The sequence below is a fragment of the Pantoea sp. BJFS-204 genome (assembly GCF_049310725.1).
GTDB classification, from domain to species: domain Bacteria; phylum Pseudomonadota; class Gammaproteobacteria; order Enterobacterales; family Enterobacteriaceae; genus Pantoea; species Pantoea agglomerans.
Map to the genome: position 1 here is coordinate 1204223 of NZ_JBMOWE010000001.1, position 25202 is coordinate 1229424.

Genomic DNA, 25202 nt, shown 5'->3' on the forward strand with positions numbered 1-25202 from the left:
CTCCTGTCAGGCCACGGCGGCCGCTTGAGTGGTTTTGGGCATCGCCAGGCTCAGCGTCTGCTGCTCCGTGGCGTCGTCGTGTAGCAGTTCACCGGCAATGGCACCTTCACGCATCACCACGATGCGATCGGCCAGGCCCATCACTTCCGGTAAATCGCTGGAGGCGAACAGCACCGCAATGCCCCGGTTCGCCAGCTGATAAATCAGGTTATAGATTTCATGTTTGGCACCGACATCGATACCGCGCGTTGGCTCATCCAGCAGGATCACCTTCATGTCCTCTGACAGCCAGCGTCCCAGAATCGCCTTCTGCTGGTTGCCGCCGGAAAGGTTCATGATCAGCTGATCGGCGCTGGGCGTTTTGATGTTTAGCGAGCGGATATGGCTGTCGGCATTTTTATTTTCCCAGCCGTTTTTAATCAGGCAGCCCGCAGTAAGGTTATGACGACGGGCGCTGATGTTGATGTTGTCGCGCACCGAATGCACCGGAATAATGCCCTCGGCTTTGCGATCTTCCGGGCAGAGCATGATGCCCGCACGGATGGCATCGATCGGCTCCCGCAGCGGCAGCGGTTTGCCGTCCAGAATCACCTGACCGCCGCGCAGACGCGTGCCGCCAAACAGCCCTTTCAGCAGTTCACTGCGACCGGCACCGACCAGGCCAAACAGACCGACAATTTCACCGGCATGGACTTTCAGCGAAATCGGCGTCCGCACGCCCTTCGCTTCGACCTTATCCAGCTCCAGCCGCACCGCGCCTTTGGCACGCGGTGAATAGCCATAGATATCACCGAGGTTTCGTCCCACCATCGCCTGCACCAGATCGTCGTGATGTGTGTTAGCCATATCGGTAAACGTCCGCACGTAGCGGCCATCTTTAAAGACGGTGATGGCATCGCTGAGGGCGAAGATCTCCTCCATGCGGTGTGAAACGTAGAGCACCACCCGGCCCTCCTCACGGAGCTGACGGATGACGCGGAACAGGTTGTCGATTTCACGCGCTGAAAGTGAGCTGGTTGGCTCATCAAAGGCGATAATACGCGCGTTACGCGCCAGCGCTTTGGCAATCTCCACCATCTGCCACTGCCCCAGCGACAGATATTTCAGCGGCATATCGGGATCGATATCCATGCCGAGATTTTTCAGTTGCAGGCCCGCCTCAAAACGCATCAGCTTACGGTTGACCAGCCCATGTTTGTGCGGGATCTGACCGAGATAGATGTTCTCTGCCACGCTCATTTCCGGCACCAGATGCAGTTCCTGGTAAATAATGGCGACGCCCGCGTCCAGCGCATCGGTGGTGCGCTGAAAGCTCATCGGCTGGCCTTTAATACGAATCTCACCGCCGCTCGGCTGATAACTGCCGCTGAGTATTTTTAACAGCGTCGATTTGCCTGCGCCGTTCTCGCCCATCAGAGCATGGACTTCACCGCCACGGCAGTCGAAAGAGATATCCTGCAACGCTTTGACGCCAGGGAAGGTTTTACTGATGCCATGAAACGACAGAAATGCTGAATCAGTGTTCATGTTTTTCCTCACTCTTTCGCGCCACCGGCCGGTTATGGCGGGCGGCGCGAAATTGGCTATTAAGGATGCCAGGCGACAAACTGCCTGGCAGGCTCAGGGTTACATCAGTCCTTTTTTCGCCAGTTCAGTTTTGAAGTTGTCACGGGTGATCAGCACCACATCGGTAACTTCGGTGAATTTCGGTGGCTCTTCACCTTTGCTGACCCAGTTGTAGAGCATCTGGCTGCTTTTGTAGCCGTGGATATCCGGGCTTGGCAGCAGCGAGCCGTAGAAGCCGGTCGCCTTCTCTTTCGACAGTTCACTGATGGCATCCACGCCGTTGATGCCGATACCGATGACGTCAGCCGCTTTAAAGCCCTGACCTTCGGTCGCGCGCACGCCGCCCAGCACGGTGTTGTCGTTCATGCCGACAATCAGCCAGTGTTTGACTTCAGGATGCTGAACCAGCAGAGAGTTACCGGCGTCAAATGCGCCAGGGATGTCGTTAGATTTAGTCGGGACCTGGTAGATCTGCGCTGCCGGGAAGCCAGCGGCTTTGATGGCGTCCATGGAGCCGCCGGTACGACGACGAGCGGTGTCGAGTTCATTAGCGGTAATTGCCATCACGCCGGTGGTTTTCACATCCCAGCCGCGTTTCTGCATCTCTTTGTAGAGTTCCTGACCCTGACGCTCACCAATTTTGGTCGCAGCCATCATCACCAGCGGCACGGTATCCATTGGTTTGCCTTTGGCGGTGACGAACTGGTCATCGACCGCGATGACTTTCAGACCGTAGCCACGCGCTTTTGCCATGATGGCAGAGCCGAGTTTCGGATCGGGCGTACAGATAACAAAACCTTTCGCGCCGTTAGCCGCCAGGCTGTCGATGGCATTCAGGGTTTTTTCACCATCCGGCACGGCAATTTTAATGACATCAAAGCCAAGATCTTTGCCCGCTTTGTCGGCGAATTTCCATTCAGTCTGGAACCAGGGTTCCTCTGGTTGCTTGACTAAGAATCCCAGCTTCATGGTCTCGGCGATAGCGGATTGTGACATAACCGCTGCCAGGCCGATGGCCGCGAACGCTTTAGTGAATTTATGCATGATGCTCTCCGGTACCAGGTTATTTTTCGCTGCTAATAACGAATCGGTGTAAACGCTACCAGTTTGTTTTGTTTTGTGGGTACAGCCATAAATCAGTGCGTTAGGCTGGCATGTGCTGACAGACTGTCCAGACGCTGGGCTAGTTTTAGCGGTATTAGCGAAGAAAAATGTAGAGCGGTATCACATCTTAAAATCACGACAAAATGATCCATATATTCAGCAAATTTAACCGGACCTTAACTTTTGCAATGGATCACAAAATCACTGCCGATGACAGAAAAGTGCATATTGTCAGCCAGCGATGACTAACTGATTTGGCGCGCCGAACCCAGGATACAGGAGTTAACTAACTACAGGAGATTCCGATGCGTGCTGGAGCCATCACCCTTGGGCTGGACTTTGGTAGTGATTCGGTGCGTGCGCTGGCCGTGGATTGTCATAGCGGCAAAGAGCTGCAGAGTGCGGTGTTCAGCTATCCGCGCTGGCAACAGGGCTTATACAGCGATCCGCACACTAACCGTTTTCGTCACCATCCACAGGATTACATCGACGCCATGGAGCAGGCACTGCTCGGCGTGCTGAATGCACTGAGTGAAGATCAGCGCAACGCCGTGGTCGGCATTGGTGTTGACAGCACCGGTTCGACCCCTGCCCCTATTGACCGCGACGGCAACGTGCTGGCGCTGCGTCCGGAGTTCGCCGACAACCCCAACGCGATGTTTGTGTTGTGGAAAGATCACACCGCTATAGAAGAAGCGGAAGAGATCAATCAGCTGTGCCACAGCGGCCGCTTCCTGGATTACAGCCGCTATATTGGCGGGATTTACTCCTCGGAGTGGTTCTGGGCGAAGATTCTGCACGTATCGCGTGAAGATGCGGCCGTGCGTGACGCCGCTGTCTCCTGGGTCGAACTGTGCGACTGGGTGCCAGCCCTGTTAAGCGGCACCACCGCACCTGACAAATTGCGCCGCGGCCGCTGTGCGGCCGGGCACAAGGCGCTGTGGCACGGCGACTGGAACGGCCTGCCCGATGTGGATTTTCTCAATGCGCTGGACCCGCTGTTAACGCAACAGCTCGACTCTCCCCTGTTTACCGATACCTGGACCGCTGATCTGCCTGTCGGCACGCTTAGCCCTGAATGGGCGCAGCGTCTTGGCCTGACGCAAACCGTGACGCTTTCGGGTGGCGCATTTGACTGCCATATGGGCGCGGTCGGTGGCGGTGCCAAACCCTATACCCTGGTGAAAGTGATCGGCACCTCGACCTGCGACATCCTGATTGCGGATAGTGAAAAGGTCGGCGATCGCGACATCAAAGGCATCTGTGGTCAGGTCGATGGCAGCGTAATGCCAGGCGCTATCGGGCTGGAGGCGGGTCAGTCTGCCTTTGGTGATATCTACGCCTGGTTCAGCCGTTTACTGGGCTGGCCGCTGCAGCTGGCGGCGCAGCAGCATCCGGAGCTGAAGCCTCAGCTGGCTGAGATGCAAAAGAGTCTGATTAAAGATCTGACCGAGGCCTGGGCCGCAAACCCGCAGCTCGACCATCTGCCGGTGGTGCTGGACTGGTTTAACGGTCGCCGCACGCCAAATGCTAATCAGCGGCTGAAAGGGGTGATTACCGACCTCAATCTGGGCACCGATGCCCCCGCCCTGTTTGGTGGTCTGGTCGCCGCCACCGCATTTGGCGCACGCGCAATTATGGAGTGCTTCGAACAGCAGCAGATCCCGGTCGAGAGCATTCTGACCCTGGGCGGCATCGCGCGGAAATCCCCGGCGATTATGCAGGCCTGCTGCGATGTGATGAACCGCCCACTGGATATCGTCGCCTCTGACGAGTGCTGTGCGCTGGGTGCGGCCATTTTCGCCGCCGTCGCCGCCGGTGTGCATGCCAGCGTTCCCGACGCCCAGCAGGTGATGGCCAGCCCGATTGCCGTGACGCTGCAGCCCGATCCGGCGCGCGTCGCACGCTATCAACAACTTTATCAACGCTATCAACAATGGTGCGTGGCGGCTGAACCGCAATACGCCGCACGCCCCGCTTCCGCTAAGAGCCTATCTCAGCAGGCGTAATGTTGCAGGCAGTCTGGACACGGACAGCGCGGAACAATCCGTAGTACACGGAGTACGTGAGGATTACTCGCTACGCTCGCCCTTTCAGGGCCGCCCTGACGGGCGTTCAGGTTGCTAAAGCAGCCTGTGTGAGCACTGCCCAGGTTCAGACTGACAAATAAAATAGCCTATTGAGGTAGGCTCAAAGTAAAGGAGTGATTTTATGGAACAGTCAAACAGCTACAGCGTGTGGTTTGTCATCGGCACGCAGCACCTCTACGGGGCGGAGACGTTACGCCAGGTTGAACAGAATGCACGTCAGGTGGTAGAGGGTTTAAATCAGGCCGGTTTACCGCTGCGTCTGGAGCTGAAACCGCTGGTTAAGTCACCGGATGAAGCGCTGGCTCTGTGTCGCGACGCCAATTATGACAAGGAGTGCGTCGGTATTATTACCTGGCTGCACACCTTCTCCCCGGCCAAAATGTGGATCGGTGGTCTGAGCGTGCTGAATAAGCCGCTGCTGCAATTCCATACCCAGTTCAATGCGGAGATTCCGTGGGACAGCATGGACATGGACTTTATGAACCTGAACCAGACCGCACACGGCGGCCGCGAGTTCGGTTTCATCGGCGCCCGTATGGGCCTGCAGCACAGCGTGGTGACCGGTCACTGGCAGGATAGCGCCAGCCAGCAGCGCCTCGGCAACTGGATGCGTGCAGCACTGACAAAACAGGCCAGTCAGCAGCTGAAAGTTGCGCGTTTTGGCGACAACATGCGTGAAGTGGCCGTGACCGAAGGCGATAAAGTCGCCGCGCAGATTCAGTTCGGTTATTCGGTGAATGGCTGGGGCGTCGGCGATCTGGTTGAGGTGATCAATGGCGTCAGCGATGGCGACGTGAATGCGCTGGTCGATGAATATGAAAGCCTTTATCGCTTTACCGATGTTGCCGCTTCCGGCGGCGAAAAGCGTCAGAACGTGCTGGATGCCGCGCGCATCGAGCTGGGTCTGAAGCGTTTCCTGGAAGCAGAAGGCTGCCACGCTTTCACCACCAACTTCCAGACGCTGCATGGCATGACGCAGTTGCCAGGTCTGGCGGTTCAGCGTCTGATGGGTCAGGGCTATGGCTTCGCAGGTGAAGGTGACTGGAAGACTGCTGCGCTGCTGCGCATTTTCAAAGTACTGGCAGGCGATCGCAAAGGTGGCACCTCCTTTATGGAGGATTACACCTATCACTTCTCACCCGGTAACGATCTGGTTCTCGGCTCGCATATGCTGGAGGTCTGCCCGTCGATTGCCATTGAAGAGAAGCCATTGATCGATGTGCAGTTCCTGGGCATTGGTGATAAAGCCGATCCGGCGCGCATGATTTTCTCAACGCCAGCGGGTCGCGCGATTAACGCCAGCGTAATTGATATGGGTGATCGTTTCCGTCTGCTGGTTAACGTGGTGGATGCTATCGAACAGCCGAAACCGCTGCCGAAGTTGCCGGTTGCGCGCGCACTGTGGAAAGCCCAGCCGTCACTGGCAACGGCATCCGAAGCGTGGATTCTGGGCGGCGGCGCGCACCATACGGTGTTCAGCCAGGCGCTGACGCTGGATGATATGTATCTGTACGGTGAGATGAACGATATCGAAGTGCTGGTGATTGATGAGCACACGCGTTTACCTGCGTTTAAAGACGCACTGCGCTGGAACGAAGCGTATTACCGTTTGAAACGTTAATAACTAAAGGGCGCTGTTCAATTTTTTAATTAACAGCGCTCTTAAGTAAGTTAATGAAACGGCCGACGCAGGATTATGCGGCATCAGTTTTTGATAAATACTGTGCTATTCAGTCGGGAATTGAAAATTCCATGCGGCGAACACCTTAATTTACTGCTCGTTATCTACCCCTTATTAATACTTTCTCGCATGTTTTTAAAAGCAATTATCAAGCCCAACCGGGAAGGAATGGTATGCCTGAAAAGCAAAGCGTCCGTGCCAGGAATGGCGCGGCCGATCCGCATGGATGCGGGAATCCTTTGCGATCAGGCATACCTTTCCTGACCTTTCTCATCAGCCAACAGCAATTTGTATTAATCCACCATCAATAGAAATATCCACTGTCCTGCTTCTTGAAGCGATGCATTAGCCCAACCGGGAAGGAATGGTATGCCTGAAGAGCAAAGCGTCCGCGCCAGGGATGGCGCGGCCGATCCGCATGGATGCGGGAATCCTTTGCGATCAGGCATACCTTTCCTGACCCTGCTCCTTAATCTAAAGCGATTGTTTTTCCTGTCATACAAAAGAGAACCAAAGTCTTTGCTATAACTTAACCCTTTCATGAACTTGCACTTTCCCCCACCAGCCTGTATTGCTTGTAGCCTGACAAAACAAAGGTCGCCAGCGCCATGCACATTGCCGAGCTAAACCAACATCCCGGCTTCGCCGGACAAACCGCACAACTGTTGCACACTGAATGGTCACACCTTCCTGCATGGTCTCACCCGCCTGCCATCCTTGAGCGTTTAAAACAGCGCAATCAGAAACCTTCGGCAGAATTTACTCTTATTGCCACACCGGATGGCGAAACGGTGGTCGCGACCTGTAGCGTCATTCGCTATGAACTGGATGACATTCCGGCACGAGAATTCTGGATTGGTGAGGTGGTGACGGACAAGGCATTCCGGGGTCAGGGCTTGGCAAAAGCGTTAATACAGCAGGCGATTGCGCGAGCCAGACAACAGCAGATGGGTGAACTGTGGCTCTATACACCCGATCAACAGGCGTTCTATCAGCGTTCAGGATGGCAGGCGGTGGAACAGCGGCAAATCGCGGGTGAAGAGGTCACGGTAATGGTGCTGCGCCTTGCGCAGTAAAAGGCGGCTCCTGCGAGCCGCCATTGACCGGAGTACTGAAGAACTCAGGAAGGTAATCGCTTAACGGGCGCGTTCTGCTGACGATCCCAGATGACCGTCAGTAACCGCTGCAGGGCGATAAACGCAAACAGCAGAATTCCGATGGCGATCTTGGTCCACCAGGAACTCAGCGTACCGTCGAAGTTAATCCAGGTCTGAATCAGCCCCTGAATCAACACACCGAACAGCGTGCCCAAAACTGTACCCACACCACCCGACAGCAGCGTGCCGCCAATCACCACTGACGCGATCGCATCCAGCTCTACACCCAGCCCTGCCAGCGCATAACCTGCCGAGGTATAAATTGAGAACACGATCCCGGCCAGCGTCGCCAGCGTGGTGGAAAGCATATAAATCTTAATGGTGGTCGCACGGGTCGAAACGCCCATCAGCTGGGCGGATGTCATATTGCCACCGATGGCGTAAACCCGGTTACCAAAGCGCGTGCGGTGCGCCAGAATAATCCCGCCAAACACCACCACCAGCATAATCACCGCCAGCAGGCTGAGACGCCCACCGCCCGGCACTTTCCACGCCAGACTGGAAAGCATGCTGTAGAACGGATGATCGATAGGAATTGAGTTCTCCGACACCAGATAACTGCATCCGCGCAGGAAAAACATCCCCGCCAGCGTAATGATAAATGCCGGAATCTTCAGCGCATCGATCAGCCAGCCCATCATGGCCCCGAACAGCGCGCCCAGCGACAGAATCAGCGCAAATGCCAGCAAGGGATCGATATGAAAATCACCGATCGCCCGGGCAAGAAACACGCCGGTAAAGGCGATCACGGCACCCACAGACAGATCGATACCGCCCGATAAAATCACGAAGGTCATGCCGACGGCGATAATCCCAAGAAAAGCATTATCGGTCAGGATATTGCAGATTACCCGGGTGGAGGCAAAGCCCGGAAACTGACTCAGACAAAACAGGTAACCCGCCACAAACACCAGCAAGGTGATCATCAGCGGAAGATGACGTTTAATCATGTCGGGCGTCTCCGTTTCAACATCGCAATAAACCGTGGTGACTGCAGCAACAGCACGCACATCACCACCACCGCTTTCACCACCTGATTCAGCTCAGGCGGGAAGCCGGAGAGCAAAATCCCGGTATTCATCGACTGAATAATCAGCGCACCGATCAGCGACAACACCAGATTAAAGCGGCCACCCATCAGCGACGCACCGCCAATCACCACGGCGAGAATCGCATCCAGCTCCAGCCATAATCCGGCGTTATTGGCATCCGCACCGCGAATATCTGCCGCGACGATCAGCCCCGCAACTGCGGCACAAACGCCACTTATGGCGTAGGTTGACATCACCACCAGCCAGCCTGTCACCCCCGCGTTACGGGCCGCGCGCAGGTTAATCCCCACAGCTTCGATAAACAGACCCAGCGCGGTTTTGCGCGTCAGCAACCAGACCGCCAGCGCTACCACCAGCGTGATCCAGACCGGGACCGGCAACATCCACAGCGAGCCGTTACCAAACCAGCCAAGACTGTCACTGTCGAACGTCACAATCTGCCCCTGCGTAATCAGCTGAGCGATACCGCGCCCGGCAACCATCAGGATCAGCGTGGCAACAAATGGCTGAATACGCAGCAGCGCCACCAGCACGCCATTCCATACGCCACAGGCTAAACCGGTTCCCAGCGTGCAGAGAATAATAAACGGCACACCGTGTCCGGCTACGGTCAATGTCGCAGCCGTCGCGCCTGCGATCGCCATCACCGCACCCACGGAAAGATCGATGCCGCCGGTGGCGATCACCAGCGTCATCCCGATCGCCAGCAGGGCAACCGGTGCCGCACGGTTAAGAATATCGATCGGACTGCCGAACAGACGCCCATCCTGCAGATGCACGGCAAAAAAGTTATTGGCCACCAGACTGTCAATCAACAGCACCAACAGCAGCGCGGCGATTTGCGGCATCCCTGGCGGGAGTTTCAGCTTACGACGTGGCGTTTTTTCAGATGTCATAGGGGACTCAAGCATGTTTTACCCCTCCGTCCGCGATAGCATTGACGATCGACGCTACCGAAAGCTGCTCCAGCGGAATTTCTGCCACCTGCTTCAGATCGCGCATAATCAACACCCGATCGGCATAACCGACCAGCTCTTCGAGTTCAGAGGAGATCACCAGCAGCGCCAGACCATCGGCGCACAGGGATTCAATTAAACGGATAATCTCGGCGTGCGCGCCCACATCAATGCCGCGCGTTGGTTCGTCGAGGATTAAAAACTGCGGTTTGGTCACCAGCCAGCGCGACAGCAGCACCTTCTGCTGGTTGCCGCCCGATAACAGCTCCACAGGCTGCTCTGCATGCGGCGTACGAATACCCAGACTCTTAATAAAACGATCGGCAATCGCCTGCTGCTCACGCTTTTTAATTGGCCGTAGCCAGCCGCGCTGCGCCTGCAACGCCAGAATAATATTTTCACGAACCGAGGCCGCGCCGATAATCCCGTCTGTCTTACGGTCTTCCGGGCAAAATCCCATGCCCAGCTGCGAGGCTTTCGCCGGATTAGTAATGCGCTGCACCTTGCCTTTGATCTTCGCTGTTCCTCGGTCGGCACGACGAATACCAAACAACACCTCGGCGGTTTCGGTGCGGCCCGAACCCAGCAGCCCCGCCAGTCCCACGACTTCGCCTGGACGAACTTCCAGGTTAAAGGGCTCAATGGTGCCTTTCCTGCCGTAATCTTCAAACGACACCACCGGCTGATTGCTGCGCAGCGTGCTGCCCTGCCGCTGCAGCGCCGTCTCCAGCAGTTCGCGACCCAGCATCAGCTTAATCAGCTCAATCTGCGGCAGCGTGGCGGTATCGCGGGTGGCGATAAATTGCCCGTTACGCAGCACGGTAATCCGGTCAGTAATGCGGTACACCTGGTCGAGAAAGTGCGTCACAAAAATCAGGCTCATCCCTTTGGCTTTTAACTGCGCCATCAGGGTAAACAGCATCTCAACCTCGCTGGCATCCAGACTGGCTGTCGGCTCATCCAGGATCAAAACCTGGGCGGAAAGATCGACCGCGCGGCAGATGGCGATAATCTGCTGCATCGCCACCGAGTAGTGGCCCAGCGGACGTGTTACATCGAGGGAAAAACCATAATTCCGCATCAGCGCATCGGCCTCCCGCACCATCCGGCGACGGTCAATCATGCCAAAGCGGCGCGGTTCGCGGCCAATATAGAGGTTATCTGCCACCGACATATTCGGCAGCATATTCACTTCCTGATAAACGGTGCCGATACCCATCTCCTGCGCCTGCGCCGTGTTATGCGGCGTAATCGGCTCACCATTCAGGGTGATGGTCCCTGCATCACGGCTGTAAACACCGGTCAGCACTTTAATCAGGGTGGACTTGCCGGCACCGTTCTCCCCCAGCAGCGCCATGATCTCCCCTTTACGGATATCAAAGGAAACATTATTCAGCGCTTTGACGCCGGGAAAACCTTTGCTGACGCCGCTGATGGATAACAGCGGTGTTTCATTTTGCGTGGTCATTCTGCTCACTCCGCCTCACGTCATGAAAAACCGCCCCGTAAGGCGGTCTGCGGCTGGTCTGCGGCTGATCGGTGAATCAGTAACCCATGCCTTTTTTGGTATCCAGCTCCTTCTGCGCGTCGGCAGGCAGGAACAGCTTAGATTCGGTCTTGATCACTTTTGGCGGCAGCGTGCCATCGTTCTTGAATTTTTCCAGCGCATCAAACGCCGGGCCAGCCATGTTTGGCGTCAGCTCCACGTTGGCGTTAGCCTCACCCGCCAGCATCGCTTTATAGATATCCGGTACACCATCAATCGAGCCGGTCAGAATATCTTTGCCCGGTTTCAGGCCAGCTTCTTTAATCGCCTGAATGGCACCGATCGCCATATCATCGTTATGCGCGTAAACCATGCAGATGTTTTTGCCGTTGTTCTCCGCCTTGATAAAGCTCTCCATCACCTCTTTACCCTTACTGCGGGTAAAGTCACCCGACTGCGAGCGGATCACTTTAATGTTTGGATGGTTGCTGATCGCTTCAGCAAAGCCTTTCTTACGATCGATTGCCACGCTGGCACCCACCGTGCCCTGCAGTTCCACCACGTTACACTGCTTGTCACCCACGGTTTTCACCAGCCAGTCGCCAATCAGCTTGCCTTCCAGCACGTTGTCAGCCGTCACCACCGCCTGATAGAGCGATTTGTCTTTTACCACAATGGCGCGGTCCAGCAGGTAAACCGGGATTTTGGCATCTTTGGCTTCTTCCAGTACCGGCTCCCAGCCGGTCTGCACCACCGGTGCGATGAAGATGGCATCAACGCCCTGAGCGATGAATGAACGTACCGCCTTGATCTGATTCTCTTGTTTCTGCTGTCCGTCGGCGATTTTCAGGGTGATTCCGCGTTTTTTGGCTTCGCTTTTCGCTACGTTGGTTTCCGCCGAACGCCAGCCAGATTCCGAACCTACCTGCGAGAAGCCGACCGTCATATCTGCAGCGAGTACCGGGCCGGTTAACGCGGCGCTGACCAGCGTGGTCAGAAGTAAACGTTTCCACATAGTTTTTAATCCTCTGAAAGGCGTTTGCTGTTTAGGGTAGAAAGCCTGCTTAGACTGGACTAAAAAAGCGTGCATAATGGCGACACACTTCACAAAACAGAGCAATTTAAAGGGGTTACGTGTAGTCACACGGTTTGGCTGACGAGGGAGTTATGGATAAAACGGCTGAGTAGAAAAAATCTGCTCGTTAAATAATTGTAATAAACAGAATCGCTTATGCTTACTGCCACTGGAAACGATTACAGCCAGGCGTACAAAACGGGTTATCCGGCCTGCGATGAACAAAAAATGGGATTTGTGATAGTCCGCACAGTAGATCGCTGGCCTGAGTCAGGGGCGAAACGTTTCTCTGGCACTAAGTGCAGAATGGTTAATTTTTTGGGCTAAAAGGGTGAGAAAGAAGCCACTAATGCATTGTCAGCGCTGAATAAGAAAAAAAATAATATTTAACCTCTGCTTTTAAACGCTTTAAGCCGGCTCTGTCCGTAATAAGTTAGTGAGGTGTTTAAGATAGAGACGCTGAGTTGCTGGCTCAGACAATAGTAAAAAAGCCAGATATGGAGTTTTAGTGACTAATAAGGTGCTTTTATCTGATTTTCGCCTTTTTTAAGCCGCATGATCTGGACAGCATAAGCTTGCCCCCTATACTGAGCACTCCTTTGTTACTTCTATCTGTTATGGCAATGATGACTGCGCACGATTACCTGCTTAAATTCCGCAAAGTAAATAATTCAGACAGTCTGGAAAAGCTTTTCGATCATCTTAATTACTCCCTGACGAATGATCTGGAAATCATCAATATGTACCGGGCTGCCGATCACCGACGTGCTGAACTGGTCTCTGGCGGACGGTTATATGATCTCGGCTGTGTCCCTAAAACGGTGTGGCGCTACGTGGTCTGATTTTCGGCTAATTTATCGCTGTTTATCCCGCTGATCTTGTCCGGATGGGCGTGCCCCTCTGGACATGTTATTCTGCTGCGCTTCGACTCCCCGAGACAGGAATAACCACGATGAATGAACAGGTTGCTGCGCCGCGTATTGGTGGCTGGCTTTTGCTGCCGCTGGCCTGGCTGATAATGACCCTGTTAACCACCGTTCTGGTGCTGGCGATGTATCTGACACCACTGTTTAATCCGGAATGGCGTGTGGCGCTGTTTTCTCACGGCAGCACACTCTTCTCTTACTGGGCTATTTCCCTGCTCACCGCCGTGGCGGTCTGGGCTTATAGTCTCTGGATCAGCTGGCTGTTCTTTAAGCGCTCCCACCGCCTGCCGCGTCACTACCTGCTCTGGCTGCTGATTACCGTGCTGCTGGCGCTGAAAACCTTTGCCTTTACGCCGGTTACCGATAGCCGTGCCCTCCAGACATTACTGCTGTCGCTGCTGGCCGCTGCGGTGTTTGCGCCCTACTTCAAACGCTCAAAACGGGTAAAAACGACCTTTATCGCGCCATAACGCTGTGAGTTATGTCAGGAATTTAATTCTGAGTGCGGTCTGCCGCTCAGCAGATGGCGCAGGTGTTGAGATACGCCGCGCTATCAATGATAATAAGCCGCTTTCTGGCTCCCAGGCGAAAAAATGACCGATTATCTGCTTCTCTTTGTTGGCACCGTGCTGGTGAATAACTTCGTATTAGTGAAGTTTCTCGGCCTGTGTCCTTTTATGGGCGTTTCCAAAAAACTGGAAACGGCGATTGGCATGGGCCTCGCCACGACATTCGTCATTACCCTGGCCTCGATCTGCGCATGGCTGGTCAACCATCTGATCCTGCTGCCGCTGGATCTGGTCTATCTGCGTACCATGGCCTATATCCTGGTGATCGCCGTCGTGGTGCAGTTCACCGAAATGGTGGTGCGTAAAACCAGCCCGTCGCTCTATCGTCTGCTGGGTATCTTTCTGCCGCTGATCACCACCAACTGTGCGGTGCTGGGCGTACCTCTGCTGAGCGTCAACCTTAACCACACCTTTATGCAGGCCGCGCTGTATGGTTTCAGTGCCTCTATCGGCTTCTCGCTGGTGATGGTGCTGTTCGCCGGTATGCGCGAGCGGCTGGTGCTGGCCAATGTTCCTGCCCCGTTTAAAGGCAACTCCATCGCCCTGATTACCGCGGGCCTGATGGCGCTGGCGTTTATGGGCTTCAGCGGTCTGGTGAAATTCTGATGACCGCGATCTGGATTGCTGTTGCCGTATTAAGTGCGCTGAGCCTGGTGTTCGGCGCGCTGCTGGGTTACGCCTCGCGCCGCTTTGAAGTCGAAGAAGATCCTATCGTTGAGCAGATTGATGCCATTCTGCCGCAGAGCCAGTGCGGTCAGTGTGGCTATCCGGGCTGTCGCCCCTATGCGGATGCGGTCGGTAACAATGGTGAAGCGATCAATAAATGCGCGCCAGGTGGTGAGCAGACCATGCTCAAGCTGGCAGCCCTGCTTAACGTTGAACCGCAGCCGATTGATGGCGATGAAACGGCGAAAGAGCCGGTACGCACCGTGGCGTTTATTGATGAAGCCAACTGCATTGGCTGCACCAAATGTATTCAGGCTTGTCCGGTAGATGCCATTGTCGGGGCAACCCGCGCCATGCACACCGTGCTGAGCGATGTCTGCACCGGCTGCGATCTCTGTGTCGCGCCCTGCCCGACTGACTGTATTGAAATGCGTCCGGTTGCCACCACGCCAGCTAACTGGAAGTGGGATTTAAATACCATTCCTGTACGGGTGATCCCGGTAGAAACTCATGCTTAATCTGTTTAACTTCCTGAAAAAAGAGAAGGTCTGGGATTTTCAGGGTGGTATTCATCCGCCGGAAATGAAAACCCAGTCCAACGGCACGCCGCTCTCCGAACTGCCGTTGCCGCACCGTTTTATTATCCCACTGAAACAGCATATCGGACATGAAGGTGAGATCTGCGTTGCGCCTGGCGACAAAGTGCTGCGCGGTCAGCCTCTGACATTTGGCACTGGCCGCATGCTGCCAGTCCATGCGCCCACCTCCGGCGTGATTGAAGATATCGGTCAGCATATGACCGCGCACCCTTCTGGTCTCTCTGAGCTTTGCATTTTCCTGACGCCAGATGGCGACGACCGCTGGATGCCGCTGGATCCCTTGCCTGACTACCGTCAGCATCCTCGCGCCGACATTGTTCAACGCATTCACGACGCCGGCATCGCCGGTCTCGGCGGCGCGGGTTTCCCCACCGCCACCAAACTGAAGGGCGGCCTGCGCGGGGTTAAAACCCTGATCATTAATGCGGCGGAGTGCGAGCCTTATATCACCGCTGACGATCGTCTGATGCAGGACTACGCTGCCGAAGTCCTGGAAGGCAGCCGTATTCTCGCCTGGGTGTTACAGGCTGAACAGGTGCTGATTGGCATTGAAGATAACAAGCCTGAAGCCATTGCCGCACTGAAGCAGGCGCTGGGTAGCGAGCGTGATCTGCACATCCGGGTCATCCCGACCAAATATCCCTCCGGCGGTGCCAAGCAGTTGACCCGCATCCTGACCGGGAAGGAAGTGCCGCACGGCGGGCGTTCCTCCGATATCGGCGTGCTGATGCAGAACGTCGGCACCGCCTGGGCGGTTAAGCGGGCCATTATCAATGGTGAACCGATCACCGAACGCGTTGTGACGCTGACCGGCGAGGCGATTGCCCAGCCGCGTAACGTCTGGAGTCGTCTCGGCACCCCGATCAGTCATCTGTTGCACCAGGTCGGGTTCACGCCTGCGCCGCGTCAGATGGTGATCATGGGCGGTCCGCTGATGGGCTTTACCCTGCCATCGCTGGATGTGCCGGTGGTGAAGATCACCAACTGTATTCTGGCCCCGTCTGCCAGTGAGATGGGCAACAACGACGAAGAGCAGTCCTGCATTCGCTGTTCAGCCTGTGCCGATGCCTGTCCGGCCAAACTGCTGCCGCAGCAGCTTTACTGGTACAGCCAGGGCGGCGATCACGATAAAGCGCGCGCTCACCATATTGATGACTGCATCGAATGTGGTGCCTGCGCCTATGTCTGCCCGAGCAATATTCCGCTGGTGCAATATTACCGTCAGGAAAAAGCGGAACTGCGCGCCATCGATCTGGAAGCGAAACGCACGCTGGAAGCCAAAGCACGCTTCGAAGCCCGTCAGGCGCGACTGGAGCGTGAAAAGCAGGCTCGTGAAGCGCGTCATGAAGAGGCGAAGCAACGCGTTGCCCGCACCGATACCAGCGAACTGGCTGCGGCCAAAGCGCGGGTGAAAGCCCGCCAGGCGGCCGAACCGGATGAGGCAACGCTTGAAGCCCAGCGTGAAGCCCGCCATGCGCAGGCGCGTCTGCGTCAGGCCGAGGCGCAGGCTGAAACCCAGCCGGTGACGCGTCAGACCGTCGATCCGCGTAAAGCGGCAGTTGAAGCGGCTATTGCCCGGGCGAAAGCGAAGAAAACAGTGCCGGTTGATGCGGCGGATAACCAGGCTGAGGCCAGTGTCGATCCGCGTAAAGCGGCAGTCGAAGCCGCCATCGCCCGTGCCAAAGCGAAGAAAGCCGCTCAGGCTGAAGGCACCGAGGCACCGCAGGCCGCAACCGACAGCGCTGCAGACGCCGCCGCTGAGACCGATCCGCGTAAAGCCGCGGTTCAGGCTGCCATTGCCCGCGCCAAAGCGAAGAAAGCCGCTCAGGCTGAAGGCACCGAGGCACCACAGGCCGCAACCGACAGCGCTGCAGACGCCGCCGCTGAAAGCGATCCGCGTAAAGCCGCGGTTCAGGCCGCCATCGCCCGCGCTAAAGCGAAGAAAGCCGCACAGGCTGAAAACGCCGAGGCACCACAGGCCGCAGGCGACAGCGCTGCAGAGGCTGCCGCTGAAAGCGATCCGCGTAAAGCAGCGGTTCAGGCCGCCATCGCCCGCGCCAAAGCGAAGAAAGCCGCTCAGGCTGAAGCCGCCGAGGCACCGCAGGCCGCAGGCGACAAAACTGCAGAAGCCGCGCCGGACGCCGTCGCTGAAAGCGATCCGCGTAAAGCCGCGGTTCAGGCCGCCATCGCCCGCGCCAAAGCGAAGAAAGCCGCTCAGGCGGAAAGTGAGGCGGATGCCGCTTCACGTGATGCCGCAGCACTGGCCACCGCCGCGCATTTTGCGGTGGATAAAGCGGAGCAGGCCCAGGAGCAGGCAAACAACGCCAATGCAGAACCTGAACAGGCACCTGAACTGAATCAACCCGATGATGCGCGCAAGGCCGCTATTGCTGCCGCCATCGCCCGTGCCAAAGCGCGTAAAGCGCAGTCGTCTACGACGCTTGAGGATTAAATGGCTTTTCGTATCGCAAGTTCTCCTTACACCCATAATCGCCGCAGCACCGGCAATATCATGCTGCTGGTGGTGCTGGCCGCGGTGCCAGGTTTTGCTGCACAGTGTTATTTCTTTGGCTACGGCACCTTTTTACAGGTCTTTCTGGCGACGCTGACCGCCTGGCTGACAGAGGCAGCGATTCTGCGACTGCGCAAAGCGCCCGTTGCCAGCACCCTCGCGGATAACTCGGCGCTGCTGACCGCCGTCCTGATCGGTATCAGCCTGCCGCCGCTGGCGCCGTGGTGGCTGGTGGTGATCGGTACCCTGTTTGCTGTCGTCATTGCGAAACAACTCTATGGCGGACTGGGTCAGAACCCGTTTAACCCGGCGATGGTGGGCTATGTGGTCCTGCTCATCTCCTTCCCGGTGCAGATGACCAGCTGGTTGCCGCCCGATACGCTTCAGGCGATCAAACCCGGGCTGATGGACAGCCTGAGCATGGTGTTCCAGGGCCACACGCTGGCGGGTGAAACCATGCAGCAGCTACAGATGGGTGTTGATGGCATCAGCCAGGCGACGCCGCTTGATACGTTTAAAACTGGTTTACGCGCGGGGCACAGTGCTGAACATCTGCTGGCGCAGCCGATTTACAGCGGTGTGCTGGCGGGCCTCGGCTGGCAGTGGGTTAACGTGGGTTATCTGGCCGGCGGCCTGTTCCTGCTGTGGAAAAATGCTATCCGCTGGCATGTCCCTGCCGCCATGCTACTGTCACTGGCCTTCTGCGCGACGCTGGGCTGGTTCTTCTCACCAGAATCGCTGAACAGTCCGCTGATTCATCTTTTCTCCGGTGCCACCATGCTGGGTGCGTTCTTCATTGCCACCGATCCGGTGACCGCTTCAACCACCAACCGTGGCCGCCTGGTGTATGGCGCGCTAATTGGACTGCTGGTCTGGCTGATCCGCAGTTTTGGCGGTTATCCCGATGGCGTAGCGTTTGCTGTGCTGCTGGCGAACATCTGCGTGCCGCTCATCGATTACTACACCCAGCCGCGCGTTTACGGCCATCAGAAGGATTAAGCGATGCTGGAGACGATTCGCAAAAACGGGGTTACGCTGGCGATTTTTGCTGCGATCACTACCGCCGCCACGGCAGTGGTAAATACGGTAACCAGGCCGACGGTGGAACATCAGACCCTGTTGCAGCAGAAAAACCTGCTGGACCAGGTGGTGCCTGTTGAGCTTTATGACAACAACATCCAGCAGGACTGTTACGTTGTCACGGATGCAGCGCTGGGCAACAGTGCGCCGCATCATCTCTTCCTGGCGCGTAAAGGCGGCCAGCCGGTCGCGGCTGCGCTGGAGACGACTGCACCTGACGGCTATTCTGGTGCGATACAGATGCTGGTCGGTGCCGATTTCCAGGGTAAAGTATTGGGCGTGCGGGTGATTGAACACCACGAAACGCCCGGTCTGGGGGATAAGATCGAACTGCGTATCTCTGACTGGATCAACAGCTTTAATGGCAAAGTGGTTCATGGTCCGGCGGATAAAGCTTTTGCGGTTAAAAAAGATGGCGGTGAATTCGATCAGTTCACCGGTGCCACCATTACCCCACGCGCGGTGGTCAATGCGACCAAACGCACCGCGCTGTTAATGAAAACGCTTCCGGAGAGACTCTCTTCGTTACCGGTATGTGGAGACGCAAATGAGTGAAGCTAAAAGCCTGCTGGTCGGTGGATTATGGAAGAACAACTCAGCGCTGGTGCAGCTGCTGGGCCTCTGTCCGCTGCTGGCGGTTACGGCAACCGCCACCAACGCGCTGGGTTTAGGTCTGGCGACCACGCTGGTGCTGACCCTGACTAACAGTTTTATTTCCGCCTCGCGCCGCTGGGTGCCATCGGAAATTCGTATCCCGATATATGTGATGATCATCGCCTCGGTAGTGAGCTGTGTACAGATGCTGATCAACGCCTATGCCTATGGTCTTTATCAGTCGCTGGGCATTTTTATCCCGCTGATCGTGACCAACTGCATCGTGGTTGGCCGTGCTGAAGCCGTCGCCTCTAAAAGCAGCATCCCGCTTGCCGCGCTGGATGGCTTCGCCATCGGCATGGGCGCGACCTGCGCCATGGTGGTGCTGGGATCGCTGCGCGAAATTATCGGCAGTGGCACGCTGTTTAACGGTGCCGACCAGCTGCTCGGTCCGTGGGCGAAGTCGCTGCGTATCGAAGTGGTCCATTTCGATTCGCCAATGTTGCTGGCGATGCTGCCGCCAGGTGCCTTTATCGGCCTGGGCATGATGCTGGCCGGAAAATATCTGATCGATCAGAAGATGAAACAGCGGGCAGCACTGCGTGCTCAGGCGGCTGAAACCGCGCCGCCTCAGGACGCTGTCGGGAAACCGGTGTGAATCAGACCAAACGCACCGAAATTCTCCGCCGGCTGCAGCAGAATAATCCGCATCCGACCACCGAACTCAACTTCAGCACGCCGTTTGAGTTGCTGATCGCGGTGCTGCTCTCGGCGCAGGCGACCGATGTCAGCGTGAACAAAGCCACCGCAAAGCTCTATCCGGTGGCCAATACGCCTGCCGCGATGCTGGCGCTGGGTGTGGATGGCGTGAAGGAGTACATTAAAACCATCGGCCTGTTTAACAGCAAAGCGGAAAATGTGATTAAAACCTGCCGCATTCTGCTTGAGCAGCACAACGGCGAAGTGCCGGAAGATCGTGCGGCACTGGAAGCCCTGCCCGGTGTCGGCCGTAAAACCGCCAATGTGGTGCTCAACACCGCCTTTGGCTGGCCGACGATTGCCGTCGATACTCATATCTTTCGCGTCAGCAACCGGACGAAATTTGCGCCGGGTAAGAATGTGGAAGAGGTGGAGCAGAAGCTGCTGAAGGTGGTTCCGGCGGCGTATAAGGTTGATTGCCATCACTGGCTGATTCTGCACGGTCGCTACACCTGCGTAGCGCGTAAACCCCGCTGTGGCTCCTGCCTGATTGAAGATCTCTGCGAGTATCCCGACAAAGTCGAGTGATTGCACTGATGAAAGACCCGCTGCGGCGGGTTTTTTATTATCCGGCGATCACTTCTGCTAACGCGTCTCCTGCCCGATCCCCCTTTTCGCTGCTCTCCCTGTTCGTACGAATAACAGTACAGTTTGTCGGGTTGTTACATTGATGTTGATGATGGAAAATCGCCGCCCCTGACGATAAGAAAATGTTATGACACAGTGAGTAAAGTAATGAACAAAAGCGCTTCTGCCGGAAGCCATCCTCTGCGCCTGTTTCTGGCGCGCCTCTGGCCACATCCGCTGGCAGTGAGTAAAAAGCATGTGGTGATCGCCGGACTGGGTGCCGGTATCGGCTTGATCCTGACCAGCCTGCTGAGCCACTGGGTGCTGGGCGAACTGAACCTGTGGTTTGTCGCGCCGGTCGGTGCCTCGGCGGTTTTACTCTTTGGTTTGCCCGCCAGTCCGCTGGCTCAGCCGTGGGCAATCGTCGGCGGCAACAGCCTGTCAGCGCTGGCGGGCGTTACCGTCAGCCAGCTGATCCCGGATCCTGCCCTTGCCTGCGGCGTCGCAGCCTGTGTGGCGATCCTGTTAATGTTCCAGCTGCGCTGTCTGCATCCGCCCGGCGGTGCCGTTGCGCTGACCGCTATTCTGGGCGGCCCTTCGGTGCAGCAGCTTGGATATCACTTTGTCCTGACGCCGATCCTGCTCAACTCACTGACCCTGGCCCTGCTGGCTCTGCTGTTTAATAATCTGGCCGGTCGTCGCTATCCGCATCCGCTGGCCCCGGAAGAAGTTAAACCCGATCCGGTAGCCATGCCGGTCCCGCTGACGCGTGCGGATCTGCATCAGGCTTTACAGGACGGTGAACTGCTGGATATTGACGAGGATGATTTGCAGGCGCTGCTGCTGCGTGCTGAAGAGATTGCCCAGCGCCGTCAGTTCAGTGGCTGAAACCTGTCTGCCCGCACTGTTACATCTTTCACTGTCGGCGCGACTTCTGGCATTCAGGTCTCCCCTCAACCCTGGTCCTGAGAAGTTGATCGCTGCCACAGTTTTACTCTGCCGCTTCGCCCACGCCACTCCGTAACATACTGATAACACAACCGTCCAGGCCGTACGCCCATCGGCTCCTGGGCGGATGCCCATAGAGCTGGCCTTTTCAGCGCCCTACACTTTGCTCTTCTTTACGTTTCTCATGAGGAAGACCGATGGATAGCGCCTTGTCCCCGCAGCACGATGAGCTGATCGCCTCCGCCATCAAAAAGTTCTTCACCCATATCATCCCGATGCTGGTGGTGATGCTGATCATTAACCAGATTGACCGCGCCAATATTGGCTTTATCAAAGCGGAGTTGCACACCGATGCCGGGATCAGCGCGGCGGCTTTTGGGCTGGGCGCGGGCCTCTTTTTTATCGGCTATGCGCTGTTTGAGGTGCCGAGCAACCTGATGATGAAGCGCTTCGGCGCCCGCGTCTGGCTGACGCGCATCATGATAACCTGGGGACTGGTGGTGGTCCTGACCGGTTTCGTCACCTCACCGATCCAGTTTTACCTGCTGCGTTTTTTACTTGGCGTAGCGGAAGCAGGCTTCTTTCCTGGCGTGCTGTTCTATTTCCGTCAGTGGGTGCCCAATGCCTGGCGCGGCCGCGCCACCGCGATGGTGCTGAGTGCCACCGCTGGTGCCTTTCTCTTCTCCGGCCCCATCACCGGCGCGATTCTGATGATGCACAATTTCCTGGGGATTGCTGGCTGGAAGTGGGTGATGTTTCTCGAAGGCGGTGCGTCGGTGCTGGTCGGCATTCTCGCCGCCTGGGTGCTGGTGTCACGACCTGGCGAGGCGCGCTGGCTGAGTGCCGCGGAGAAACAGGCGCTGGTGCAGCAGCTGCAGAATGAAGAGGCGCAGCGTGACGAGCTTAACCGCGAGCCAGGCAAAATGTCGCTGCTACGTAATCGCAGCCTGCTGTTCTTCTGCGCGATCTTTTTCACTATGACTATGACCGGCTATACGCTGGTGTTCTGGCTGCCGCAGATTATTCAGCGCATTCAGGGCTTCAGCAGTTTTGGCATCGGCATTCTCACCGCCGTGCCCTGGCTGTGCGCCATTATTGCTATTAATCTGCTGAGCCGCTTTTCAGACCGCCACCGCGACAAACTCGATAAAGCGCTGGGTGTCGCCATGCTGGTCGCGGCCTGCGGCACCTTTATGGCCACGCTGGGTTCCCCGTGGTTTGGCTTCCTGGCGATGATCGTGGCCTGTATCGGCTCGAAAGTCAGCGCGACCTTTTTCTGGCCGATGCCACAGGGAGAGCTGCCCGCCTCGATTGTCGCGCCCGGCATTGCGCTGGTGAATTCCGTTGGCAACCTTGGCGGCTTCTTCGCACCGACGGTGTTTGGCTATCTGGAGATGAAGACCGGCTCTACTACCGGCGGTCTCTATGCCCTGACCAGCGTCTCGCTGCTGACCGGGCTGTGGCTGCTGCTGCGCCGCAAGCCATCCCCGCCTTCCCTTGATCCTATGGAGAATCAACATGTCAGACAGTCCAGTCATTAAAACAATGCGGGTAGTGCCGGTCGCCGGATATGACAGCATGCTGCTGAACATTGGCGGCGCACACAACTGCTACTTTACCCGTATCCTGGTGATCCTGACTGACTCGGCTGGCCGTACCGGCGTCGGCGAAAGTCCCTGTCACGCTTCAACGCTGGCGCTGCTTGAGCGCTTTCGTCCGCAGATTGAGGGCAGCGAACTCCTGCGGCTGAATGCCACCATCGCCACGCTGTTTGCCAGCGATGCACGGCACCAGCAGACCGCGCATACCGACGACATTCATATTCCGCAGATGAACCCGGAGAAGTTTTACAACGCCACCGCGGCGATTGAAGCGGCGCTGCTTGATCTGCTGGGACAGCACCTGAATCTGCCGGTTGCCGAGTTACTTGCCAGCGGCAAGCAGCGCGATCGGGTGCCGGTCATTGGCTATCTGTTCTATATCGCCGACCGTAATCTGACCAGCATGAACTATCAGGCGGGCCACGCGGGTGGTGATGCCTGGCTGCAACTGCGTCATGAGAAAGCGATGGACGCGGAAGGCGTGGTGCGGCTGGCGGAGGCGGCAGCGGATCGCTATGGCTTCCGCGATTTCAAACTCAAGGGCGGTGTGCATCACGGCGAAGTGGAAGTGGAGACGGTCAACGCCCTGCTGGCGCGCTTCCCGCAGGCCCGGGTAACGGTTGATCCCAACGCCAGCTGGTCGCTGGATGAGGCCATTTATTATGGCAAACAGCTGGCGGGCCGCATCCCCTATCTGGAAGATCCCTGCGGCGCGGAGCATGGCTATTCCGGTCGGGAAACGCTGGCAGAATTCAGGCGGGCCACCGGCATTCCGGTTGCCACGAATATGATCGCCAATGACTGGCGACAGTTGCAGCATGCGCTGCAGCTGAATGCCATCGACATTCCTCTGGCCGACCCACACTTCTGGACGATGCGTAACGCACACACCGTGGCGCAGCTCTGCCATGAGTGGGGCCTGACCACCGGCTGCCACTCAAACAACCACTTTGACGTGTCGCTGGCGATGGTGGCGCATCTGGGGGCCGCCGCACCCGGTGATCGCCTGACCGCCTTTGATACCCACTGGATCTGGCAGGATGGGCAGCAGCTGACGCAGCGTGCGCCGCAGATTCGGGATGGTTATCTGGAACTGCCAGAGGGGCCAGGGCTGGGGATTACCCTGAATATGGAGCGGGTTGAAGCGGCACATGCGCTCTACAACTCCCTACCGGACAAAAACCGAAACGATGCGCTGGGCATGCAGTTTCTGATCGATAACTGGTCCTTTAACGCAAAACGTCCGGCCATGCTGCGCTGATACACATCATCCTGTGACAGTGTCACAGGATGATTGCGTTTAGCGTTGCGCCAGCGCCGCCTGCATCCAGGCAATCACCAGCGGAGAATCTTTGTCCTGCAGTGCGGCGCGTTCCGACTGAAACAGCGTGGCGACATAGAATGGGTGATCCGGTAGCTCGACGCCACGCACATCGCCCGCGTTGTCCCAGGCAGTAATGCGCAGCGTATTATCGCCCAGCGCTGCACTGAATTCCGGGTTAACACCAAAGTTACAGTGATAACCTTCATCACTCTCCAGCGCGCCATAGGCTCTGGCAATGCGTGACCCGGGTCCGAACCTCACCGCGCCGCGCTGTTCCACCAGCGAGCAGCTCAGCGGGGCAATCACCATCCTTCCCTCGGTGTCTGTCTCGGCATGACTGGCATCCTGCCAGCCCAGTACGTTGCGCGCATATTCGATCAGCGCATACTGGAATCCACCGCAGGAGCCAAGAAAAGGCTTTCCGGTTTCACGCACCCAGCGGAGTGTGTCAAACACGCCGGCATCATTTCGATAGGGGCTACCGGGCACCACCCAGACGGCGTCGCTGAGTTGCAGTTCTGACTCATCCAGTCGGTCAGTGGCGATCCACTCCGCTTCAGCGGTGATATTCAGCCAGCGGGCAGCACGTTCAATAGCAAGGGGGATAGCCTGATGGGCAACCGCATCGGCGCGGTAGTCACCAACCAGAGATAAACGCAGGGGGGACGACATAAACAGATCCTTCTCGGGGAAATGGAGAGGTTACAGTAATGTTAATTTTCTGTCGAGGGCGAGCTGAAAGCGGATTATCGCGATACGTTTTTTAACACGCACGGGCGGCTTTTCACCGGCAGGCTGAGCTGATTTTTATCTTGCCTGCGCCTGCGAGCCCCCTCAGCTCCCGCGTCAGACGAGACGACGCAACCGGTTTCTTTTTTTCCTTTCTGAAA

General features: G+C 56.9%; 22 protein-coding genes. 15 read left to right on the forward strand and 7 right to left on the reverse strand.

All coding sequences use genetic code 11. The features are described from left to right. Positions 1–6: 6 nt before the first annotated feature. Together araG and ACO6VX_RS05495 are read right to left on the reverse strand one after the other, a co-directional pair. Positions 7–1527, reverse strand: a complete 1521-nt coding sequence (gene araG / locus ACO6VX_RS05490) for an L-arabinose ABC transporter ATP-binding protein AraG (RefSeq protein WP_010245364.1) — start codon at positions 1525–1527, stop codon at positions 7–9. A gap of 99 nt (positions 1528–1626) precedes the next feature. Continuing rightward, complete coding sequence (locus ACO6VX_RS05495) at positions 1627–2610, reverse strand: arabinose ABC transporter substrate-binding protein (RefSeq protein WP_010245365.1); 984 nt, start codon at positions 2608–2610, stop codon at positions 1627–1629. Between the two features lie 365 nt (positions 2611–2975). On the opposite strand from ACO6VX_RS05495, the gene ACO6VX_RS05500 reads away from it, so the two are divergent. The 3 genes from ACO6VX_RS05500 to ACO6VX_RS05510 all read left to right on the forward strand — a co-directional run bounded on the left by ACO6VX_RS05500 (position 2976) and on the right by ACO6VX_RS05510 (position 7517). Beyond that, entirely contained in the window at positions 2976–4679 is a 1704-nt protein-coding gene (locus ACO6VX_RS05500; protein WP_033757547.1) for a ribulokinase, read from the forward strand. Between the two features lie 202 nt (positions 4680–4881). Next, positions 4882–6381 (forward strand): L-arabinose isomerase, encoded by a 1500-nt coding sequence (araA, locus tag ACO6VX_RS05505; protein ID WP_010670082.1) that lies wholly within the window; start codon positions 4882–4884, stop codon positions 6379–6381. A 668-nt stretch (positions 6382–7049) separates the two neighbouring features. Continuing rightward, entirely contained in the window at positions 7050–7517 is a 468-nt protein-coding gene (locus ACO6VX_RS05510; RefSeq protein ID WP_422457861.1) for a GNAT family N-acetyltransferase, read from the forward strand. A gap of 44 nt (positions 7518–7561) precedes the next feature. Here the strand turns inward: ACO6VX_RS05510 and yjfF are convergent, their stop codons facing one another. The 4 genes from yjfF to ytfQ form a co-directional block, all read right to left on the reverse strand. Continuing rightward, positions 7562–8548, reverse strand: coding sequence for a galactofuranose ABC transporter, permease protein YjfF (gene yjfF, locus ACO6VX_RS05515; RefSeq protein ID WP_010670080.1), 987 nt, complete (start codon positions 8546–8548; stop codon positions 7562–7564). Continuing rightward, the gene (gene ytfT, locus ACO6VX_RS05520) at positions 8545–9561 is read right to left on the reverse strand and encodes a galactofuranose ABC transporter, ATP-binding protein YtfT (protein ID WP_010245375.1); all 1017 of its coding nucleotides are present in this window, start codon (positions 9559–9561) and stop codon (positions 8545–8547) included. The genes yjfF and ytfT overlap by 4 nt, the downstream gene beginning before the upstream one ends. After that, positions 9554–11074: a sugar ABC transporter ATP-binding protein gene (locus ACO6VX_RS05525; RefSeq protein WP_010245377.1), complete on the reverse strand. Its 1521-nt coding sequence runs from the start codon at positions 11072–11074 to the stop codon at positions 9554–9556. Before ACO6VX_RS05525 ends, ytfT begins: the two co-directional genes overlap by 8 nt. A 76-nt stretch (positions 11075–11150) precedes the next feature. Then, positions 11151–12107, reverse strand: coding sequence for a galactofuranose ABC transporter, galactofuranose-binding protein YtfQ (ytfQ, locus tag ACO6VX_RS05530; RefSeq protein WP_163639420.1), 957 nt, complete (start codon positions 12105–12107; stop codon positions 11151–11153). Positions 12108–12793: 686 nt separating this feature from the next. On the opposite strand from ytfQ, the gene ydgT reads away from it, so the two are divergent. From ydgT to ACO6VX_RS05590, 12 genes are all read left to right on the forward strand, one after another. After that, positions 12794–13009 carry a transcription modulator YdgT gene (ydgT, locus tag ACO6VX_RS05535; RefSeq protein ID WP_003853427.1) on the forward strand — a complete coding sequence of 72 codons (216 nt, stop codon included), beginning with the start codon at positions 12794–12796 and terminating at the stop codon, positions 13007–13009. A 110-nt stretch (positions 13010–13119) separates the two neighbouring features. Further along, positions 13120–13563, forward strand: a complete 444-nt coding sequence (locus ACO6VX_RS05540) for a DUF2569 domain-containing protein (RefSeq protein ID WP_163639422.1) — start codon at positions 13120–13122, stop codon at positions 13561–13563. Positions 13564–13686: 123 nt separating this feature from the next. After that, on the forward strand, positions 13687–14268 hold the full coding sequence (gene rsxA, locus ACO6VX_RS05545) for an electron transport complex subunit RsxA (RefSeq protein WP_003853423.1): 582 nt from the start codon (positions 13687–13689) through the stop codon (positions 14266–14268). Further along, positions 14268–14846 (forward strand): electron transport complex subunit RsxB, encoded by a 579-nt coding sequence (gene rsxB / locus ACO6VX_RS05550; protein ID WP_010245386.1) that lies wholly within the window; start codon positions 14268–14270, stop codon positions 14844–14846. Before rsxA ends, rsxB begins: the two co-directional genes overlap by 1 nt. Continuing rightward, complete coding sequence (gene rsxC / locus ACO6VX_RS05555) at positions 14839–17379, forward strand: electron transport complex subunit RsxC (RefSeq protein ID WP_163639425.1); 2541 nt, start codon at positions 14839–14841, stop codon at positions 17377–17379. Before rsxB ends, rsxC begins: the two co-directional genes overlap by 8 nt. Next, complete coding sequence (gene rsxD, locus ACO6VX_RS05560; RefSeq protein ID WP_422457866.1) at positions 17380–18438, forward strand: electron transport complex subunit RsxD; 1059 nt, start codon at positions 17380–17382, stop codon at positions 18436–18438. A gap of 3 nt (positions 18439–18441) precedes the next feature. After that, on the forward strand, positions 18442–19074 hold the full coding sequence (gene rsxG, locus ACO6VX_RS05565; protein WP_010670075.1) for an electron transport complex subunit RsxG: 633 nt from the start codon (positions 18442–18444) through the stop codon (positions 19072–19074). After that, positions 19067–19771 (forward strand): electron transport complex subunit E, encoded by a 705-nt coding sequence (locus ACO6VX_RS05570; protein ID WP_010245400.1) that lies wholly within the window; start codon positions 19067–19069, stop codon positions 19769–19771. Before rsxG ends, ACO6VX_RS05570 begins: the two co-directional genes overlap by 8 nt. After that, positions 19768–20400 (forward strand): endonuclease III, encoded by a 633-nt coding sequence (nth, locus tag ACO6VX_RS05575; RefSeq protein ID WP_010245402.1) that lies wholly within the window; start codon positions 19768–19770, stop codon positions 20398–20400. The genes ACO6VX_RS05570 and nth overlap by 4 nt, the downstream gene beginning before the upstream one ends. 207 nt (positions 20401–20607) lie before the next feature. Next, complete coding sequence (locus tag ACO6VX_RS05580) at positions 20608–21327, forward strand: HPP family protein (RefSeq protein ID WP_010670074.1); 720 nt, start codon at positions 20608–20610, stop codon at positions 21325–21327. A 257-nt stretch (positions 21328–21584) separates the two neighbouring features. Beyond that, a complete protein-coding gene (locus ACO6VX_RS05585) occupies positions 21585–22928 on the forward strand; it encodes an MFS transporter (RefSeq protein WP_033771684.1) in 1344 nt (447 codons plus the stop codon). Then, entirely contained in the window at positions 22906–24249 is a 1344-nt protein-coding gene (locus tag ACO6VX_RS05590; RefSeq protein ID WP_422457870.1) for an enolase C-terminal domain-like protein, read from the forward strand. The genes ACO6VX_RS05585 and ACO6VX_RS05590 overlap by 23 nt, the downstream gene beginning before the upstream one ends. A 39-nt stretch (positions 24250–24288) precedes the next feature. On the opposite strand, the gene ACO6VX_RS05595 is transcribed toward ACO6VX_RS05590, so the two are convergent. Next, positions 24289–24984, reverse strand: a complete 696-nt coding sequence (locus ACO6VX_RS05595; protein WP_010670071.1) for a CTP synthase C-terminal region-related (seleno)protein — start codon at positions 24982–24984, stop codon at positions 24289–24291. Positions 24985–25202 lie beyond the last annotated feature (218 nt).

What these genes read in the sequence shown, in the direction of transcription:
- araG (WP_010245364.1), bottom strand. Translation starts at nt 1,527, where the DNA reads ATGAACACTGATTCAGCATTTCTGTCGTTTCATGGCATCAGTAAAACC.
- ACO6VX_RS05495 (WP_010245365.1), bottom strand. Translation starts at nt 2,610, where the DNA reads ATGCATAAATTCACTAAAGCGTTCGCGGCCATCGGCCTGGCAGCGGTT.
- ACO6VX_RS05500 (WP_033757547.1), top strand. Translation starts at nt 2,976, where the DNA reads ATGCGTGCTGGAGCCATCACCCTTGGGCTGGACTTTGGTAGTGATTCG.
- araA (WP_010670082.1), top strand. Translation starts at nt 4,882, where the DNA reads ATGGAACAGTCAAACAGCTACAGCGTGTGGTTTGTCATCGGCACGCAG.
- ACO6VX_RS05510 (WP_422457861.1), top strand. Translation starts at nt 7,050, where the DNA reads ATGCACATTGCCGAGCTAAACCAACATCCCGGCTTCGCCGGACAAACC.
- yjfF (WP_010670080.1), bottom strand. Translation starts at nt 8,548, where the DNA reads ATGATTAAACGTCATCTTCCGCTGATGATCACCTTGCTGGTGTTTGTG.
- ytfT (WP_010245375.1), bottom strand. Translation starts at nt 9,561, where the DNA reads ATGCTTGAGTCCCCTATGACATCTGAAAAAACGCCACGTCGTAAGCTG.
- ACO6VX_RS05525 (WP_010245377.1), bottom strand. Translation starts at nt 11,074, where the DNA reads ATGACCACGCAAAATGAAACACCGCTGTTATCCATCAGCGGCGTCAGC.
- ytfQ (WP_163639420.1), bottom strand. Translation starts at nt 12,107, where the DNA reads ATGTGGAAACGTTTACTTCTGACCACGCTGGTCAGCGCCGCGTTAACC.
- ydgT (WP_003853427.1), top strand. Translation starts at nt 12,794, where the DNA reads ATGACTGCGCACGATTACCTGCTTAAATTCCGCAAAGTAAATAATTCA.
- ACO6VX_RS05540 (WP_163639422.1), top strand. Translation starts at nt 13,120, where the DNA reads ATGAATGAACAGGTTGCTGCGCCGCGTATTGGTGGCTGGCTTTTGCTG.
- rsxA (WP_003853423.1), top strand. Translation starts at nt 13,687, where the DNA reads ATGACCGATTATCTGCTTCTCTTTGTTGGCACCGTGCTGGTGAATAAC.
- rsxB (WP_010245386.1), top strand. Translation starts at nt 14,268, where the DNA reads ATGACCGCGATCTGGATTGCTGTTGCCGTATTAAGTGCGCTGAGCCTG.
- rsxC (WP_163639425.1), top strand. Translation starts at nt 14,839, where the DNA reads ATGCTTAATCTGTTTAACTTCCTGAAAAAAGAGAAGGTCTGGGATTTT.
- rsxD (WP_422457866.1), top strand. Translation starts at nt 17,380, where the DNA reads ATGGCTTTTCGTATCGCAAGTTCTCCTTACACCCATAATCGCCGCAGC.
- rsxG (WP_010670075.1), top strand. Translation starts at nt 18,442, where the DNA reads ATGCTGGAGACGATTCGCAAAAACGGGGTTACGCTGGCGATTTTTGCT.
- ACO6VX_RS05570 (WP_010245400.1), top strand. Translation starts at nt 19,067, where the DNA reads ATGAGTGAAGCTAAAAGCCTGCTGGTCGGTGGATTATGGAAGAACAAC.
- ACO6VX_RS05580 (WP_010670074.1), top strand. Translation starts at nt 20,608, where the DNA reads ATGAACAAAAGCGCTTCTGCCGGAAGCCATCCTCTGCGCCTGTTTCTG.
- ACO6VX_RS05585 (WP_033771684.1), top strand. Translation starts at nt 21,585, where the DNA reads ATGGATAGCGCCTTGTCCCCGCAGCACGATGAGCTGATCGCCTCCGCC.
- ACO6VX_RS05590 (WP_422457870.1), top strand. Translation starts at nt 22,906, where the DNA reads ATGTCAGACAGTCCAGTCATTAAAACAATGCGGGTAGTGCCGGTCGCC.
- ACO6VX_RS05595 (WP_010670071.1), bottom strand. Translation starts at nt 24,984, where the DNA reads ATGTCGTCCCCCCTGCGTTTATCTCTGGTTGGTGACTACCGCGCCGAT.